Annotated in this window: 16 protein-coding genes; 10 read left to right on the plus strand and 6 right to left on the minus strand. The window is 70.6% G+C overall.

The genetic code is table 11. The annotated features are described in order from the left end of the window. The first annotated feature begins 494 nt into the window (after positions 1-494). From ACFZDK_RS43470 to ACFZDK_RS43510, 9 genes are all read left to right on the plus strand, one after another. Positions 495-2,108, plus strand: a complete 1,614-nt coding sequence (locus ACFZDK_RS43470) for an ABC transporter substrate-binding protein (protein ID WP_390981378.1) — start codon at positions 495-497, stop codon at positions 2,106-2,108. Between the two features lie 4 nt (positions 2,109-2,112). Further along, entirely contained in the window at positions 2,113-3,072 is a 960-nt protein-coding gene (locus tag ACFZDK_RS43475; RefSeq protein WP_390981380.1) for an ABC transporter permease subunit, read from the plus strand. After that, positions 3,069-5,108: an oligopeptide/dipeptide ABC transporter ATP-binding protein gene (locus tag ACFZDK_RS43480; protein ID WP_390981382.1), complete on the plus strand. Its 2,040-nt coding sequence runs from the start codon at positions 3,069-3,071 to the stop codon at positions 5,106-5,108. The genes ACFZDK_RS43475 and ACFZDK_RS43480 overlap by 4 nt, the downstream gene beginning before the upstream one ends. After that, complete coding sequence (locus tag ACFZDK_RS43485; protein ID WP_390981384.1) at positions 5,105-6,103, plus strand: oligopeptide/dipeptide ABC transporter ATP-binding protein; 999 nt, start codon at positions 5,105-5,107, stop codon at positions 6,101-6,103. The genes ACFZDK_RS43480 and ACFZDK_RS43485 overlap by 4 nt, the downstream gene beginning before the upstream one ends. Next, complete coding sequence (locus ACFZDK_RS43490) at positions 6,103-7,029, plus strand: dihydrodipicolinate synthase family protein (RefSeq protein WP_390981386.1); 927 nt, start codon at positions 6,103-6,105, stop codon at positions 7,027-7,029. Before ACFZDK_RS43485 ends, ACFZDK_RS43490 begins: the two co-directional genes overlap by 1 nt. A gap of 153 nt (positions 7,030-7,182) precedes the next feature. Then, on the plus strand, positions 7,183-7,407 hold the full coding sequence (locus ACFZDK_RS43495; protein WP_355710796.1) for a hypothetical protein: 225 nt from the start codon (positions 7,183-7,185) through the stop codon (positions 7,405-7,407). A gap of 347 nt (positions 7,408-7,754) precedes the next feature. Further along, positions 7,755-8,504 (plus strand): DNA repair protein RecO, encoded by a 750-nt coding sequence (gene recO, locus ACFZDK_RS43500; RefSeq protein ID WP_390981388.1) that lies wholly within the window; start codon positions 7,755-7,757, stop codon positions 8,502-8,504. 17 nt (positions 8,505-8,521) lie between these two features. Then, on the plus strand, positions 8,522-9,361 hold the full coding sequence (locus ACFZDK_RS43505) for an isoprenyl transferase (protein WP_390981390.1): 840 nt from the start codon (positions 8,522-8,524) through the stop codon (positions 9,359-9,361). Between the two features lie 85 nt (positions 9,362-9,446). After that, positions 9,447-10,799, plus strand: coding sequence for a histidine-type phosphatase (locus ACFZDK_RS43510; RefSeq protein ID WP_390981392.1), 1,353 nt, complete (start codon positions 9,447-9,449; stop codon positions 10,797-10,799). Positions 10,800-10,893: 94 nt separating this feature from the next. Here the strand turns inward: ACFZDK_RS43510 and ACFZDK_RS43515 are convergent, their stop codons facing one another. The 4 genes from ACFZDK_RS43515 to ACFZDK_RS43530 form a co-directional block, all read right to left on the minus strand. Continuing rightward, positions 10,894-11,316, minus strand: a complete 423-nt coding sequence (locus ACFZDK_RS43515) for a transcriptional repressor (RefSeq protein WP_390981394.1) — start codon at positions 11,314-11,316, stop codon at positions 10,894-10,896. 61 nt (positions 11,317-11,377) lie between these two features. Then, positions 11,378-12,280, minus strand: a complete 903-nt coding sequence (locus ACFZDK_RS43520; protein WP_390981396.1) for an iron chelate uptake ABC transporter family permease subunit — start codon at positions 12,278-12,280, stop codon at positions 11,378-11,380. Further along, positions 12,280-13,044 carry an ATP-binding cassette domain-containing protein gene (locus tag ACFZDK_RS43525; protein ID WP_390981398.1) on the minus strand — a complete coding sequence of 255 codons (765 nt, stop codon included), beginning with the start codon at positions 13,042-13,044 and terminating at the stop codon, positions 12,280-12,282. Before ACFZDK_RS43525 ends, ACFZDK_RS43520 begins: the two co-directional genes overlap by 1 nt. A gap of 32 nt (positions 13,045-13,076) precedes the next feature. Then, positions 13,077-14,033: a metal ABC transporter solute-binding protein, Zn/Mn family gene (locus ACFZDK_RS43530; protein ID WP_390981400.1), complete on the minus strand. Its 957-nt coding sequence runs from the start codon at positions 14,031-14,033 to the stop codon at positions 13,077-13,079. Between the two features lie 162 nt (positions 14,034-14,195). Here ACFZDK_RS43530 and ACFZDK_RS43535 point away from each other — a divergent pair, with 162 nt between their 5' ends. Then, positions 14,196-15,578: a glycine--tRNA ligase gene (locus ACFZDK_RS43535; protein WP_390981402.1), complete on the plus strand. Its 1,383-nt coding sequence runs from the start codon at positions 14,196-14,198 to the stop codon at positions 15,576-15,578. A 52-nt stretch (positions 15,579-15,630) separates the two neighbouring features. Here ACFZDK_RS43535 and ACFZDK_RS43540 read toward each other — a convergent pair whose 3' ends face one another. After that, positions 15,631-16,737, minus strand: a complete 1,107-nt coding sequence (locus tag ACFZDK_RS43540; RefSeq protein ID WP_390981404.1) for an endonuclease/exonuclease/phosphatase family protein — start codon at positions 16,735-16,737, stop codon at positions 15,631-15,633. A gap of 163 nt (positions 16,738-16,900) precedes the next feature. After that, positions 16,901-17,953 (minus strand): glycosyl hydrolase family 18 protein, encoded by a 1,053-nt coding sequence (locus ACFZDK_RS43545; RefSeq protein WP_390981406.1) that lies wholly within the window; start codon positions 17,951-17,953, stop codon positions 16,901-16,903. Positions 17,954-17,967 lie beyond the last annotated feature (14 nt).

Below are 17,967 nucleotides of genomic sequence, written 5' to 3' on the forward strand. Positions count from 1 at the left end.
ACGCGGTCGACCAGAACGCCCAACACCGTCCGGGGCGTTCGGCTGAGCACGAATCCTGGCAACAGGACTCACTCCCGCTCAGTCTCTAGGAACGGTCGGTCGCCGTCTACACCGACGACATCGAGCACGACGTCGTCGGCGACCCGAACGGCCCGAAGCGCGGCATCCCGGCGGCGCTCGACTTCTACCGCCAGCTGTGCAAGGACTTCCGCGCCGAGAGCGAGGAGCGCACCCGCACCTACTACTCCGACTCCGCCGTGACCATGGAGAACGTCTGGCTGGACGGCGCCGCGGTGGCGGCCCAGCTGACCGCTCCCGCGTAGCACCCCGGCGCCAACTCCCGCCCATCCGGGGTGCCATCAGGGTGCCATTGGTCCCACCTCTGACGGTTTACGCCATTCGCGCGCCTTGCCTTGACCGCCCCCGAACCCCCTCTTATGGTCGCGCTTACACAGGACGTCCGACGTCTCCGTTTCCCCCACACTGGAGGCTCCGTGCGCGACGAGGCGACCCACGGACGCAGGACGTTCCTGAAGCACGCCGGGGCCCTGGGCGCGGCCGCCTCGCTGACCACCCTGCCGACGCTGACCGCCTGCGGTCCCAAGTCGACCATCGACCTCGGCGGCGGCGGTTCCGGCCGCACCCTCACCGCCGTGATCGGCTACGGCAACGACGGCAGCTGGGACCCGACCCAGACCGCCTCCGCCTTCGCGATGGCCGCCAACAACCACCTCTACGAGGGCCTGGCCGACACCGACCCGATCACCCGCGCCCCCTACCCGGCGCTGGCCACCCGGCTGCCCGCCGACGCGAACGCCACGACCTGGCGGTTCACCCTGCGCCCCGGCGCCACCTTCCACGACGGGAAACCGGTCACCGCCGACGACGTGGTCTTCGTCTTCGACCGGATCCTCGACCCGGGCACCCCGACCCTCGCCCACGGCTTCTTCGCGAGCTGGCTGAAGGCGGCCCGCAGGGTCGACACCCGGACCGTCGACCTGGTGCTCCGCTTCCCCTTCCCGGACGGGATCGCCCGCCTCACCCTCGCCAAGATCATGCCGAAGCACGTGTTCTCCCGGCCCGGCGCCTGGGACGACGCGATCCGGGGACTGGCGGTCGGCTCGGGGCCGTACCGGCAGACCGGGCACCACCCGAAGTCGAACACCACCTTCGCCGCGTACGACCGCTACAACGGCCCCCGCGCCCCCGCCTTCGAGCGCATGAACTGGCTGACGATCGTCGACGCCGCCTCACGCGTGGCGCGGATCTCCGGGGCCGACGCGGGCGCGCAGATCTCCGACAACATCCCGTACGCCAACATCCCCCGCCTCGAACAGGGCGGACTCTCGGTCGGCGGCGGCGCCGGGATGAACAACGCGTTCCTGATGTTCAACACGCGGCACAAGCCGTTCGACGACGTCCGGGTCCGCCAGGCCCTGCACTACGCCATCGACAAGGCGAAGATCGTCGAGGTCGCCCTCAAGGGCCACGGAAAGCCCGCGAGTTCGTTCCTGAACGAGACCAACCCCGCCTACCGGCCCGCGAAAACGGTCTACGACTACGACCCGGACAAGGCGCGGGCCCTGCTGAAGGCCGCCGGGGTCGGCGGACTCCGGGTGAACATCCTCGCCGTCAACGTGAGCTGGCTCGTCGACTGCCTGCCCACCATCAAGTCGTCCTGGGACGCGATCGGGGTCCGCACCACCCTGTCCCCGCAGGAGACCACGGCCGTGTTCACCAAGATGGACCAGAAGCAGGACTACCAGGTCGTCGCCGCCGTCTCGAACCCCAACCAGTTCGGCCTCGACGCCGACCTGATCATGCACTACAACTACGGCCCCGAGAACCTCTGGACGGGCTACGCCCGCTGGGCCGACAACGCTGTCGCCAGGCAGCTCTTCAAGGCCATGGACGCGGCCACCCGCGAACCGGACCCCGGGAAGAAGAGGACGATGATCCAGGACTACATCGACGTCGTCGCCGAACAGGCCGTCCTCTACCCGGTCGTCCACAACGAGCTGATCACCGCCTGGGACCCGCGCAGACTCACCGGCATAAGGGCTCAGCCCTACCCCGGCATCAACGTCCTCACCGCCAAGTGGGTCTGACGGCATGACCGCCGTCCTGCGCATCCTGCTGCGCCGCGTCGCCCTGCTGGTGCCGCTGCTGCTCGGCATCGCCCTGTTCGTGTTCCTGGTGATGGGCTTCTCCGACGTCGACCCGGCGTCCGCGTTCTTCCAGGGCGCCAACCCCACCCCGGAGCAGCTGCACGCCTTCCGCGCCCACAACGGCCTCCTCGACCCCCTCCCCGTCCGCTACTTCCACTTCGTCGGCGACCTGCTCCACGGCGACCTCGGCACCAGCGCCCTCACCCGCACCCCGGTCCTCGACCAGGTCCTCACCGCCCTGCCGCTCACCCTCCAGCTGACCTTCCTCGGCCTCGGCATCGCCGTCGTCCTGGCCCTCGCCGGCGGTGTCACCGCGGCCATCCACCGGGACCGCTGGCCGGACCAGGCCATCCGGGTGCTCTCCCTGATCGGCGTCGCCGCCCCCGCCTTCTGGCTGGCGCTGCTGATGATCCAGTACCTCGCGGTCGACCGCGGCTGGTTCCCGGCCGGCGGCTACATCAACCCCGAGGACTCCGTCACCGGCTGGCTGAAGACCATGGCCCTGCCCGCCCTCGCGCTCTCCCTGCCGGTCGCCGCCCAGCTCACCCGGATCGTCCGCACCTCGGTGGTCGAGGAACTCGACAAGGACTACGTCCGCACCGCGATCGGCAGCGGCCTGCCACCCCATGTCGTGGTCGGCCGCAACGTCCTCCGCAACGCGCTCGTCAACCCCCTGACCGTGCTCGGCCTGCGGGTCGGCTACCTCCTCGGCGGCGCCGTCGTCATCGAGACCATCTTCGCCCTGCCCGGCATGGGCAAGCTGATGATCGACGCCGTCCAGAACGGCGACCCGGCCGTCGTCCAGGGCGTCGTCCTCACCACCGCCACCGGCTTCGTCGTCGTCAACCTCGTCATCGACATCCTCTACCTGCTGGTCAACCCGCGTCTGAGGGAGGCGACATGACGACCTTCACCCGCACCGGCCTCACCGCCGCCCTCGCCCGTCCCGGCGTACGGCTGCGCAGGCTGACCCCGCTGTCGAGGACGGCCCTCGCCTTCCTGGCCGTCGTCGTCCTGGTGGCGCTCCTCGCGCCCCTCCTCGCCCCGGACGACCCGCTCGCCCAGCAGGCCCCCGTCGACGGCACCGGGCACCCCTCCGCCGACCACTGGATGGGCCAGGACAGCCTCGGCCGGGACATCCTCAGCCGGCTGATGTACGGCGCCCGCTGGTCCCTCGCCATCGGCCTCGGCGCCACCGCCCTGGCCCTCGTCGCCGGCGCGCTGCTCGGGGCCCTCGCGGCCACCTCCCGACGAGCCGTCGACGAGACGCTGATGCGCTGCCTGGACGTGGTGATGGCGTTCCCCGGCATCGCCCTGGCCGCCGTCCTCGTCTCCGTCTTCGGCGGTGGTCTCACCGTCCTGATCTGCGCGATCGCCTTCCTCTTCACCCCGCCGGTGGCCCGGGTGGTCCGCGCGAACGTCCTCGACCAGTACGGCGAGGACTACGTCACCGCGGAACGGGTGATCGGCGCCCGCACCCCGCACATCGTGCTCCGCCACGTGGCCGTCAACTGCGCCGCCCCCGTCCTCGTCTTCTGCACCGTCCAGGTCGCCGAGGCCATCGTCTTCGAGGCCTCCCTCTCCTTCATCGGCGCGGGCGTCCGTCCCCCGGACCCCTCCTGGGGCAGCGTCATCGCCGACGGCAAGAACATGGTCCTCACCGGCGGCTGGTGGGCCACGGTCTTCCCCGGCCTCCTGATCCTCCTCACCGTCCTCTCCCTCAACATCCTCTCCGAGGGCGTCTCGGACGCGTGGGCGTCCCCGGCACCGAGGGAGACGGAACCGACGGAGCCTGTGGAGGTACTTGAGCCGGGGGAGGCCCCGGAGCTGCCGTCCCTGACCGAGGCGGCCGACCGGCTACGACGGCGTGCCCGTCCCCTCCCCTCCCGGGAGGGCCCGCCGGTCCTGTCCGTGGAGAACCTCACCATCGCCTTCCCCGACCGTCACCGGGGCACGAACATCGTGAACGGCATCACCTTCGAGGTTCATGCGGGCGAAGTCCTGGGCCTGGTGGGCGAGTCGGGCTGCGGCAAGTCCCTGACGGCTCTGACCGTCATGGGCCTGCAACCCAAGACGGCGAGAGTGACAGGCGAGATCCTCTTCGACACCGCTGCCTGGAGCGCCCCGCCGGGGGCGCGGGGCAGTGTCGAATATGCGGCTGCCGCCGCGGGGGCGCGACCAGGCACAACGCACCCGCAGCCGCCGGTGGACCTGACCACCCCCCACCGCCGCCTCCTCGGCCACGAGATCGCGATGGTCTACCAGGACGCCCTCTCCTCCCTGAACCCCTCCATGACCATCAACGCCCAGCTCAAACAGCTGGTGAGACGCGGCGGCCACCGCACCCCGACCGAACTCCTCGCGCTCGTCGGCCTCGACCCCACCCGCACCCTCCCCAGCTACCCCCACGAACTCTCCGGCGGCCAGCGCCAACGCGTCCTCATCGCGATGGCCCTCTCCCGCGGCCCCCGCCTGATCATCGCCGACGAACCGACCACCGCCCTGGACGTCACCGTCCAGGCCCAGGTGATGGAACTCCTCCTCCGCCTCCGCGAGGAACTCGGCTTCGCACTGATCCTGGTCTCCCACGACCTCGCGCTGGTCGCCGACGTCACCGACCGGGTGGTGGTGATGTACGGCGGCCAGATCGTCGAGACCGGCGTCACCGCCGAACTGGTCGGCTCCCCGACCCACCACTACACCCGCGGCCTCCTCGGCAGCGTCCTGTCGCTGGAGTCCGGGGCCGAGCGGCTGACCCAGATCAGGGGCGTGGTCCCGTCCCCCGCCGACTTCCCGGCGGGCTGCCGGTTCAGTGACCGCTGCCCCGCGGCGACCGACGTGTGCCGGACGACCCCACCGGCGCTCCTCGGCACCCCCACCCACACCGCGGCCTGCCACCACCCGGCCGCCGACCTGGCGAGCACCGAGGCGGTGACATGAGCGCGGTGGAGCTGACCGGCGTCCACGTGGTCCACAAGGCCCGCGGCGGAGGCGTCCTCGGCCGCGACCGGGTGTACGCGCTGACCGGCGCCGACCTCACCGTGGCGCCCGGCGAGACGGTCGGCGTGGTCGGCGAGTCGGGGTGCGGGAAGTCCACGCTGGCCAAGGTGCTGGTGGGCATCCAGCGGCCGACCGCGGGCACGGTCACCTTCCACGGCCGCGACCTGTGGTCGATGCCGGCGGCCGACCGCAGGGCGACCGTCGGCGCGAGCACCGGCATGGTCTTCCAGGACCCGTCGGCGGCCCTGAACCGCCGGCTGCCCGTACGCCGGATCCTGCGCGACCCGCTGGACGTCCACGAGCGCGGCACCCGGCCCGAACGGGAGGACCGGGTAAGGGAGTTGATGGCCCTGGTCGGTCTGCCCCGGGCCCTCGCCGAGGCCCTCCCCGGGCAGCTCTCCGGCGGCCAGCGCCAGCGCGTCGCGATCGCCCGCGCGCTCGCCCTGGACCCCGACCTGGTGGTGGCGGACGAACCGACCAGCGCCCTGGACGTCTCGGTCCGCGCCCAGATCCTGAACCTCCTCCTCGACCTGCGCGAACGCCTCGGTCTCGCGATGGTCTTCGTCTCCCACGACATCCAGACGGTACGGCGGATGAGCGACCGGGTGATCACCATGTACCTGGGCCGGATCGTCGAGGAGACCCCGGCCGCCGAGGTCACGGGCGCCGCCCGGCACCCGTACACCCGGGCCCTGTTCTCGGCCACCCCCGGCCTGCTGAATCCCGTCGACCCCATCCCGCTGACCGGTCCAGTGCCCTCGGCAAGCCGCCCCCCGTCCGGGTGCCCGTTCCGCACCCGCTGCTGGCGGGCGGACGACGCCTGTGCCGTCCGCATGCCTGACTTCACGGCCGCGTCACGCCCCGCGCACCGCTACCGCTGTCACCATCCGTTGGAGGAGGACCAGCCGAGCCACAGCCTGCCCCAGGAGCCCTGATGACGCTGCCCACCCCGCTGACCGGTGTCGTACCGCCCGTCTGCACGCCCCTGACACCGGACCGCGAGGTGGACGTCGTCTCCCTGAAGAGGCTCGTCGACCATCTGACGGAGGCCGGGGTGGACGGCCTGTTCGTGCTCGGCTCGACGTCGGAGGTGGCGTATCTGACGGACCGGCAGCGCCGGCTGGTCACGGAGACGGTGGTGTCCCAGGCGGGTGGGCGGCTCCCGGTCCTTGCGGGGGTGATCGACATGACGACGCCCCGGGTCCTGGACCACGTCGCGTCCGTCACGGCCGCCGGTGCGGACGGGATCGTCGTCACCGCCCCCTACTACACCCGCACCCACCCCGCCGAGATCGCCCGCCACTTCCGCCTGGTCGCCGACCGGTCGCCGGTCCCGGTGATCGCCTACGACATCCCGGTCGCCGTCCACACCAAGCTCCCCGCCGACCTGGTCCTGGAGCTGGCCGCCGACGGGGTGCTGGCCGGGCTGAAGGACTCCAGCGGTGACCTGGCGGCCTTCCGCGAGGTCGTCACGGGCAGCCGTCAGCTCCCCGGCTTCAGCGTGCTGACCGGCTCCGAGCTGACCGTCGACTCGGCCCTCGCGCTGGGCGCCGACGGGGCGGTCCCGGGTCTCGCCAACGTCGACCCGGACGGCTACGTCCGCCTGTACCGCCTCTGCCGGGCCGGTGACTGGGACCGGGCCCGGGCGGAACAGGAGCGGCTGTGCGCCCTCTTCCGCATGGTCGGCGTCGGGAACCCGGCCCGGATGGGCGGCAGTTCGGCGGCGCTCGGGGCGTTCAAGGCGGCGCTGCACCTGCGGGGGGTCATCGACTGCCCGGCGACGGCCGAGCCCCAGGTGGCCCTGTCGGAGGCGGAGACCGAGTGCGTGGGCAAGTACCTCGCGGGGGCGGGCCTGATGTAGGGGCCGCCGGAGCTGTAGGCGGTCCGGCCGAGCGCCTCCACCCGGAACCGGCCGAACCGGCCGACCGGGACAGACTCCGGCCGAGTCTAGGCACACAGCGCCACCCCGGTGATGCGAAGCGTGAAATTCCCAGGGGCGGGGGAGCCAGGTGAGGTGAACGCGAAGAACCTCCCCATCGGCTCGTGTGCCGTCGACACCCGCAACGGGCGGCTGGGCATCGTCATGGGGCACGAAGGCCCCTACGTGCAGCTGCGGCCGTACGGGGGAGGACGGGAGTGGGACGCGCACCCGGACGCCGTCCGCGTCGCGACCCAGGCCGAACGGCTCAGCGCGGCCACCGCCCACGCCAACGCCCGCAGCCGCGGCGAGGTCCCTTGAAGGTGCCGTTCCGGAACGGCACCCCGCCGCGGCAGGGCAGAATGGGGCCATGAGCCTGTTCCGCGACGACGGCATCGTGCTGCGCACCCAGAAGCCGGGTGAGGCGGATGGGATCATGCTGTGGCCACGCGGGGGTCACCGCATCCGATTGCGGCTGTGCCGCGGGGCGTACCCCCAGCCGTTTCGGGGCGATGTGCGATGAGTCTCTTTCGGGACGACGGCATTGTTCTGCGCATCCAGAAGCCGGGTGAGGCGGACGGGATCATGCTGTGGCCACGCGGGGGTCACTGCATCCGATTGCGGCTGTGCCGCGGGGCGTACCCCCAGCCGTTTCGGGGCGATGCGCGATGAGTCTCTTTCGGGACGACGGCATTGTCCTGCGCACCCAGAAGCTGGGTGAGGCGGACCGGATCATCACCCTGCTCACGCGGGGACACGGGCGGGTGCGGGCCGTCGCGCGGGGGGTGCGGCGGACCAAGTCGAAGTTCGGGGCGCGGCTGGAACCGTTCTCCCATGTCGACGTGCAGTTCTTCGCGCGGGGGAGCGAGCTGGTCGGGCGCGGGCTGCCGCTGTGCACGCAGAGCGAGACCATCGCGCCGTACGGCGGCGGAATCGTCGCCGACTACGCGCGGTACACCGCCGGGACGGCCATGCTGGAGACCGCCGAGCGGTTCACCGACCACGAGGGCGAGCCGGCCGTGCAGCAGTACCTGCTGCTGGTGGGCGCGCTCAGGACCCTCGCCCGGGGCGAGCACGCCCCCCACCTCGTCCTCGACGCCTTCCTCCTCCGCTCCCTCGCCGTCAACGGCTACGCGCCCAGCTTCGACGCCTGCGCCAAGTGCGGCATGCCCGGCCCGAACCGCTTCTTCTCCGTCGGCTCCGGCGGCAGCGTCTGCGTCGACTGCCGGGTGCCCGGCAGCGTCGTACCCTCGCCGCAGACCCTGGTACTCCTCGGCGCGCTGCTTACGGGAGACTGGGAGACGGCGGACACGGCCGAGGCGCGGTACGTGCGGGAGGGCAGCGGGCTGGTGTCCGCCTATCTGCACTGGCATCTGGAGCGCGGGCTGCGCTCGCTCAGGTACGTAGAGAAGAGCTAGAGGGAGACGAGAAGCACATGGTCGTACGCGGGATCCTGGGGCGTCAGCGCCGCGAGTACCAGGCGCCGGAGCCGCACCCGTCCGGTGCCCGCCCGCCGAAGCTCCCGGGTGAGCTGGTCCCGGGCCATGTGGCCATCGTCATGGACGGCAACGGCCGCTGGGCGAAGGAGCGCGGGCTGCCCCGCACCGAGGGCCACAAGGTCGGCGCCGAGCAGGTGCTGGACGTGCTGCAGGGCGCGATCGAGATCGGCGTCCGCAACATCTCGCTGTACGCCTTCTCCACCGAGAACTGGAAGCGCTCGCCCGAAGAGGTCCGCTTCCTGATGAACTTCAACCGTGACTTCATCCGCAAGTCCCGCGACCAGCTCGACGGACTCGGCGTCCGGGTGCGCTGGGCGGGCCGGATGCCCCGGCTGTGGAAGTCGGTCGCCAAGGAGCTCCAGGTCGCTCAGGAGCAGACCAAGGACAACGACCGGCTCACCCTGTACTTCTGCATGAACTACGGCGGCCGTGCCGAGATCACCGACGCGGTGCAGGCGATCGCCGAGGAGGTGAAGGCGGGCCGCCTCGACCCGTCGAAGATCACCGAGAAGACCCTGCAGAAGCACATGTACTACGGGGACATGCCGGACGTGGACATGTTCCTGCGGCCCAGCGGCGAGCAGCGCACCTCCAACTACCTGATCTGGCAGAGCGCCTACGCCGAGATGGTCTTCCAGGACGTGCTCTGGCCCGACTTCGACCGCCGTGACCTGTGGCGTGCGTGCGTCGAGTTCGCCTCCCGGGACCGGCGGTTCGGCGGTGCCATCCCCAACGAGGAGCTACTGGCCATGGAGGGCAACCAGGAGGGCGACTGACCGCCATCCGCCGTTCACGAGGGCCGTCGAGGATGCGGAAGATCCACGGCCACCGCCCCGGTCTCCCGCCTCTGGAACGGTCCTCATGAAGCGCGTCATCCCTGCTGTCTCCCTCGGCGCCCTGCTCCTGACCGCGCTGCCCGCGCACGCCACGGACACCGGGCTCACCCACCGCGACAGCTACGGCACCAAGGCCGTCTACTCCCCCGGACAGAACCCGCGGACCTACCGGCAGCCGCCCGCCGGTTACACCGCCGTCCTCACCGAGAACGTCTCCCGGCACGGCTCCCGCTCCGCCACCGACGGCGAGGACGGCGACACGATCCTCGCGCTGTGGAACCAGGCGAAGGCCGACGGCCAACTCACCCCGCTCGGGGAGAAGTTCGGCCCGGACGTGCAGGCCCTCGAAGCGGCCATGAGCGCCGTCGGCTACGGCAACCTCAGCGGGCGCGGCAGGGACGAACTCCGCGCCACCGCCGTCCGCCTCGAGAAGCGCCTGCCGTCCCTCTTCTCCTCGATCGCCGAGAACGGCGAGAAGATCGACGTCGTCAGCTCCGGCCAGGGCCGCGCGGTCGACAGCGGTACGGTCTTCTCCACCGCCCTCACCGACGCCGACCCGGCGCTGAAGGCCTCCCTCGGCACCGCCCGCGTCGACAAGAACCTCCTCTACTTCCACAAGTCGTCCGGCGGCGCCGACTACCAGAAGTGGCTGGCGAGCGACGAGCGCCTCGCCGCCACCCTCAAGTCGATCACCGACCAGCCGGCCTCGCACCGGGCGGCCGCCCGGGTCCTGGGCAAGATCTTCAAGCCGGCGTTCGTGCGGCGCATCGTGAACGGCGAGTTCTCCTCGACGGCCGACGACATCACCGCCGCCACCGCCGTCTACAACCTCTACGCCATCGCCCCCGCCATGAGCGAGGAGAGCCCGGACGGCAAGGGCTGGGACTTCGACCGCTACCTCGCCCCGCGCGACGCGGCCTGGTTCGGCTATCTCAGCGACGCCGAGGACTTCTACGAGAAGGGCCCGAGCTTCTCGGACAGCGACATCACCTACAAGATGGCCCAGCCCCTCCTCGACGACCTCTTCAAGCAGGTCGAGGCCAAGCGCGACGGCACCAGCACCCTGGGCGCCGAACTGCGCTTCACCCACGCCGAGGAGATCATCCCGCTGGCCGCCCTGATGCGGCTCCCCGGCAGCGACCAGCCCGCCACCCCCGGCACCGACTACACCTACGCCAACAACCCCTGGCGCGGCGCCGACGCCGCCTCCCTCGCCTCCAACATCCAGTGGGACGTCTTCAAAAAGGGCGACGACTACCTGGTGCGCATGCTCTACAACGAGAAGGAGATCGCCTTCAAGGCAGGCTGCCACCCGATCAAGAAGGGCTCCAAGTTCTACGACCTGAACGAGCTGGAGCACTGCTTCGGACGAAGCTGAGCCGAAGCGCCCCTTCAGGGGCGCGGGGCTGTATCCGATATGCGGCTACCGCCGCGTGGGCGCGACCAGCCCCCACGTACCCGCACGCGTCGGCTCAACCTGCGGTGCACCCCGCGGCACAGTCCGCGCACGTGCCGAAGATCTCAACGGTGTGGGCCACGTTCATGTACCCGTGCTCGGCCGCGATGGCCTCCGCCCACTTCTCGACCGCGGGGCCCTCGACCTCGACGGCCTTGCCGCAGACTCTGCAGACCAGGTGATGGTGGTGCTCCCCCGTGGAGCACCGCCGGTACACCGACTCGCCCTCGGAGGTGCGCAGGACGTCGACCTCGCCGGCGTCGGCCAGGGACTGGAGCGTGCGGTACACCGTGGTGAGGCCCACCGAGTCGCCCTTGTGCTTGAGCATGTCGTGCAGTTCCTGCGCGCTGCGGAACTCCTCGACCTCGTCCAGGGCCGCCGCCACGGCTGCCCGCTGACGGGTCGAGCGGCCCTTCACGGGCTGTCCAGCGGTCGTCACCGGTTGCCTCCTCACGTCACTGCCTCTGCCGGGCCATTGTGCCAGCCCGGGCCGGGGGCGTTCAGACGCCGACCTCGTCGGCGGCCCCCCGCCCGGCCGGAATCGCGCACTCCGCCGGATCCCCCGCGGGCCGTCGGGCGGCGGCCGCGCGGGCGCGTCGGCGGGCCAGCGGGGTGGCCAGCACGCTCAGCGCGATGAACGCGGCGATGGTCAGCAGCACGATCGTCGCGCCCGGCGGGACGTACTGGTAGTACGACGTGATCGTGCCCCCGATCGTCACCGTCACACCGATCGCGACGGCGATCGCGAAGGTGGCCGCGAAGCTGCGGCTCAGCTGCTGGGCGGCGGCCACCGGGACGACCATGAGCGCGGAGACCAGGAGCAGGCCCACCACCCGCATCGCGACCGTCACGGTCACCGCCGCGGTGATCGCCGTGAGCAGGTTCAGCGCCCGCACCGGCAGGCCCGTCACCCGGGCGAACTCCTCGTCCTGGCTGACGGCGAACAGCTGCCGGCGCAGGCCGAGGGTGACCAGGAGGACGAAGGCGGCCAGCAGGCAGATCGCGGTGACGTCGGACTCCGACACCGTCGACAGCGAGCCGAAGAGGTACGACATCAGGTTGGCGTTGGAGCCGCCCGGCGCGAGGTTGATCAGCATCACGCCGCCGGCCATACCGCCGTAGAAGAGCATGGCGAGGGCGATGTCGCCGCGGGTGCGGCCGTACCAGCGGATCAGTTCCATGACGATGGCGCCGAGGACGGAGACGGCCGTCGCCATCCAGACGGGGGACGCGGAGAGCAGGAAGCCGAGGCCGACGCCGGTCATGGCGACATGGCCGATGCCGTCGCCCATCAGGGCCTGGCGGCGCTGGACCAGGTAGATGCCGACGGCGGGGGCGGTGATGCCGACCAGGACGGCGGCGAGCAGGGCCCGCTGCATGAAGGCGTAGTTCAGGAAGTCCATCAGCTCAGCAGTCCCGTGCGCAGTGGTGTGTGCTCGTCGTGGGGGTGGACGTGGTCGTGGCCGGGCAGGGCATGCTGGCCGAGGGCGCGCGGGGGCGGGCCGTCGTGCAGGACGCAGCCGTCGCGGAGCACGACCGCGCGGTCGATCAGCGGCTCCAGCGGGCCCAGTTCGTGCAGGACGAGGAGGACCGTGGTGCCCTGTGCGACCTGCTCGCGGAGCGTCTCGGCGAGGATCTCCTGGCTGGCCAGGTCGACGCCCGCCATCGGCTCGTCCATGATCAGCAGCTCGGGCTCGGCGACCAGCGCGCGGGCGATCAGCACCCGCTGGTGCTGGCCGCCGGAGAGCGCCTCGACGTTGTCCCTGGCCCGGTCCGCCATGCCGACCAGGCCGAGGGCGTGCCGTACGGCCGCGTGGTCGGCCTTGCGGAAGAGGCCGAAGCGGGTGCGGGAGAGCCGGCCGGCGGAGACGACCTCGGTGACGGTGGCGGGGACGCCGCCGGCGGCGGTGGTGCGCTGCGGGACGTAGCCGATCCGGGACCAGTCGCGGAAGGTACGGCGCGGGGTGCCGAACAGGGATATCTCGCCGCCGCTCACCGGCACCTGGCCGATGACCGTGCGGATCGCGGTCGACTTGCCGGAGCCGTTCGCGCCGAGCAGCGCGACGACCTCACCGCGGCGCACGGTGAGGTCGATGCCGCGCAGGACGGGGCGCGAGCCCAGCTCGGCGGTCACGCCGCGCAGGGATATGACGGGCTCGCCGCTCATCTCGTCGTCTCCTGTCGCCTGTGTCGCTTGTGTCACTTGGTGCCCAGCGCCTGCTGGAGCGCCTTGAGGTTGGCCTCCTGGACCGCGAAGTAGTCCTTGCCGCGGGACTTGGCGGTGATGCCCTCGATCGGGTCGAGGACGTCCGTCTTCAGTCCGGCGTCGGCGGCGATGGTCCTGGCGGTCTTGTCGCTGACGAGCGTCTCGTAGAACACGGTGGTGACGCCGTCGGCCTTGGCCATGGTCTCCAGGTCCTTGACGCGGGCGGCGCTCGGCTCCGACTCGGGGTCGAGGCCGTTGATGGCCTCCTCGGTCAGGCCGTAGCGCTCGGCGAGGTAGCCGAAGGCCGCGTGGGTGGTGATGAAGACCTTGGACTTCGTGTTCGCGAGGCCGGTCTTGAACTGGGTGTTCAGGGCGTCCAGCTTCTTCACCAGGGCCGCGGTGTTCTTCTTGTAGTCGGCCGCGTGGTCCGGGTCGGCCTTCTCGAAGGCCTTGCCGACGCCCTCGGCGACCTGGGCGTAGCGCACCGGGTCCAGCCAGATGTGCGGGTCGAGGCCGGACAGCTCCTCGTTCTTGGAGGCGTCGTGGGAGGCCGCGTGGCCGCCGACCTCGTTGCCGTGCTTCTCCAGCGTGGTCAGGGAGGCCGCGTCGATCTTCGTCTGCACGGACGACTGGGCGACCGCGTCGTCGACGGAGGGCTGGAGGTTCTTCAGGTAGAGGACGGCGTCGGACTTCTCGACCTGGACGATCTGCTTGGGGCTGATCTCCAGGTCGTGCGGTTCCTGGCCGGGCGAGGTGAGGCTGGTGACGTGGACGTGGCTGCCGCCGATCCGATCGGCGAGGAAGGCCATCGGGTAGAACGACGCGACGACGTCGAACTTGCCGGTCTGGGCCGCCGTGGCGTCGCCGCCGCAGGCCGTGAGGGTGGCTATGCCGAGTGCGGTGACGGTGGTCGCGGCGGCCGCGGGTATCAGGCCTCGTCGTACGTTCATGAGAGTCATTTTCAACAAACATGGAAACCGTTGTCAACAAGCCTTGGTGAGAGGCCGGTAAGGGGATCCGATTTGGTTGAGGGGGAGCCCCCGCCGGTACGCTGAAGCATTCGCTCTGAAGCGTCTCGCTTCGTCGCCCGTCGTCGTAATGAAGAGAGCACCGTGGCCGCCGACAAGATCGACACCATCGTCAGCCTGAGCAAGCGCCGAGGCTTCGTATTCCCGTGCAGTGAGATCTACGGTGGTCAGCGCGCCGCCTGGGACTACGGGCCGCTGGGTGTCGAGCTCAAGGAGAACCTGAAGCGCCAGTGGTGGCGCTACATGGTGACGTCGCGCGAGGACGTGGTCGGCATCGACTCGTCCGTCATCCTGGCCCCCGAGGTCTGGGTGGCCTCCGGTCACGTCGCCACCTTCACGGACCCGCTGACCGAGTGCACCGCCTGCCACAAGCGGTTCCGCGCGGACCACCTGGAGGAGGCCTACGAGGCCAAGCACAACCGCCTCCCGGAGAACGGCCTGGCGGACGTGAACTGCCCGAACTGCGGCAACAAGGGCCAGTTCACCGAGCCCAAGCAGTTCTCGGGTCTGCTCTCCACCCACCTCGGCCCGACCCAGGACAGCGGCTCCGTCGCCTACCTGCGCCCGGAGACCGCCCAGGGCATCTTCACCAACTTCGCCCAGGTGCAGACCACCTCGCGCCGCAAGCCGCCGTTCGGCATCGCGCAGATGGGCAAGTCCTTCCGCAACGAGATCACGCCCGGCAACTTCATCTTCCGGACCCGCGAGTTCGAGCAGATGGAGATGGAGTTCTTCGTCAAGCCGGGCGAGGACGAGAAGTGGCAGGAGTACTGGATGGAGCAGCGCTGGAACTGGTACACCGGCCTGGGTCTGCGCGAGGAGAACATGCGGTGGTACGAGCACCCGAAGGAGAAGCTCTCCCACTACTCCAAGCGCACCGCTGACATCGAGTACCGCTTCCAGTTCGGCGGCAACGAGTGGGGCGAGCTGGAGGGTGTCGCCAACCGGACGGACTACGACCTCGGTGCGCACTCGAAGGCCTCCGGCCAGGACCTCTCCTACTTCGACCAGGAGGCCGGGGAGCGCTGGACGCCGTACGTCATCGAGCCGGCGGCCGGTGTCGGCCGCGCGATGCTGGCGTTCCTCCTCGACGCGTACGTCGAGGACGAGGCGCCGAACGCCAAGGGCAAGCTGGAGAAGCGCACGGTGCTCCGCCTGGACCACCGCCTGGCCCCGGTGAAGGTCGCGGTCCTGCCGCTGTCCCGCAACCCCGAGCTGTCCCCGAAGGCCAAGGGCCTCGCCCAGGCGCTGCGGCAGAACTGGAACATCGAGTTCGACGACGCCGGCGCCATCGGCCGCCGCTACCGCCGCCAGGACGAGATCGGCACGCCGTACTGCGTCACCGTCGACTTCGACACGCTCGAGGACAACGCCGTCACGGTGCGTGAGCGTGACTCGATGAAGCAGGAGCGGGTGTCGCTGGACCAGATCGAGGGCTACCTCGCGGGTCGCCTGATCGGCAGCTGAAGCCTGTGGTACCGGTGCCGGGTCCCCGTGCGGGGGCCCGGCACCGCCGTGTTCACAGGTCCAGGTCGGCGAAGAGCGCCCCGTGGTCGGACGCCTCGTTCGCCTTCGACGTCACCGTGTCGAACGACTTGAACGTCCTCGGTGCCCACACCCCGCGCCGCTCCACGTCCACGTGCCGCACCAGCCCCCACAGCTCCGGCGACAGCAGCAGATAGTCGATCTTCTGGCTGAGCGTGTGCCCGGTGCCGTACGTGCCGGGTTCGCCCGCGTAGCCGGGGTGGCTCATCACGTCCCGCAGGCCCGTGTCCAGCAGCAGCCGCACCGGCTCGCTGTCGGGGGAGTCGTTGAGGTCACCGGCGACCAGGACGTGCGGGGAACGCTCCAGCGCGGCCTCGTAGATCTCCGCGACCCGCTCCGCCTGGGCCTTGCGCCGGGCGAGTCCGCCGCCGCGCTTGCTCTTGAAGTGGTTGCCGAGGATCCACAGCGGGGACCCGTTGAGATCGATCTCGTACTCCGGGCAGTCCCGGCTGAACACCGGCTCCCCGTGCGCGTCCTTGTCGGCGATGTGCGACCGTATCGACCTGATCGGCAGCCGGCTGAGGATCCCGACGTCGATGCCGCGGCTGTCGTTGCCGTCGATCAGCATGTTGAACGGGTAGGGGCGCTTGTGCAGCAGCCCGCCCAGGACCTGGGTGTTGAAGCGGTCGAGCGACAGCCGGTCCTCCACCTCGACCATCAGCAGCACGTCGGCGTTGACCTCGGTGACCACCCGGCCGGTGTTCTTCACGACGTCGATGTCGACGTCGTCCTGCACCAGCTCGGCCCAACCCGCCCAGTGCGGGCGGCCCTTGGCGGTGACGGTGATGACCGGGTCGTGCTCGGGTCCGCTCTTCCTGAAGAGCTGGGCGGTGCCGCCCCGGGTCTGGTTGACGTAGATCGGCGGAGGGTTCTCCGGGTCCAGGTCGTAGGCCTTGTACTTCTCGATCAGCTCGGCGATCCGGTGCTGGTCCGCCTCGGAGTACACGGGGTGGTCGAGAAGGGAGACCAACTCGGCGAACTCGTCGAGGACTTGCTTGCGCAGAGCCGCGTCCGCCAGGTCGAAGACCGTGGCCCGGCGGAACAGGTTCTCGGCGTTGAACGTGGCGATACGGAGAGTCATGGCGGTCTCCTCGGGCGGCGCGGAGTGCGCACGGCCGGCCGGCGGCAGGCGCCGCCGGGGAGACTGCTCGCCGACATCTCCATTCTCGGAGCCGGGGCGGGGCCTGTCGAACGGAGGGCGGGGACGGTCCCCGTCCGGCGTACCCCGCCCCGGCCGTCCGGGCTCAACGGCGCTGCAGTGCCTTCACGTTGTCGCCGAAGGTCCAGTTCTTCGAGCCGTCCCAGTTGACCGACCAGGTCATCAGGCCCTTGAGGGAGGTGCCGTAGTGGTTCCAGGCCTGGGAGACCAGGCTCGGCGCCATGTAGCCGCCGCCCGCCCCTGACTGGGCGGGCAGGCCCGGGACCTGCTTGTCGTACGGCACCTTGATCGTCGTACCCTGCACGACCAGGCCCTTGTTGAGGCAGTCGGTCTGCGCGGTGAAGCCGGCGACCGTGCCCGCCGCGTAGGAGTCGCCCGAGCAGCCGTACATGCTGCCGTTGTAGTACTGCATGTCGAGCCACCACAGGCGGCCGTTGTCGGCGTACTTCTTGACGATCGGCAGGTAGGCGCCCCAGATCGAGCCGTAGGTGATGCTGCCTCCGGTGACGTACGCCGTCTCCGGGGCCATCGTGAGGCCGAAGTTGGACGGCATCCGGGCCAGGATCCCGTCGATGATGCGAACCAGGTTGGCCTGGGAGGTGGAGAGCTGGGAGATCGACCCGCTGCCGACCAGGCCGGTCTCGATGTCGATGTCGATGCCGTCGAAGTTGTACTTCTGCAGGATCGGCACGATCGTCGCGACGAACCGGTCCGCCACGGTGGCGGAGCTGAGGTCGATACCGGCCGTCGCGCCGCCGATCGACAGCAGGATCGTCTGGCCGGCCGCCTTCGCCGCGCACATCTCGGCGGGCGTCGCCACCTTCACGCCCGTGTCCATGCCGTCCTCCCACAGCGCGGTGCCGTCGGAGCGGATGACCGGGAAGGCCGCGTTGATCACGTTGTAGCCGTGGGCGGCGATCCGGGAGTCGGTGATCGGGGTCCAGCCGAAGGGCGGGTGGACGCCGTTGGCCGAGCCGTCCCAGTTCTCCCAGTAGCCCTGCAGGACCTTGCCGGCGGGACGGGACTTGACCGCGCAGGTGTCGGCGGCCGAGGCGGTGGGCGCGGTGGCGATCGCGAGCGGGGCCAGTACGGCCGTGGTGAGACCGGCGGCCAGCAGGCGCAGCGTGCGGCGGAGCATGAGCGGTCCTCCCG

It is taken from the genome of Streptomyces sp. NPDC007901 (assembly GCF_042959465.1).
Taxonomy (GTDB): domain Bacteria; phylum Actinomycetota; class Actinomycetes; order Streptomycetales; family Streptomycetaceae; genus Streptomyces.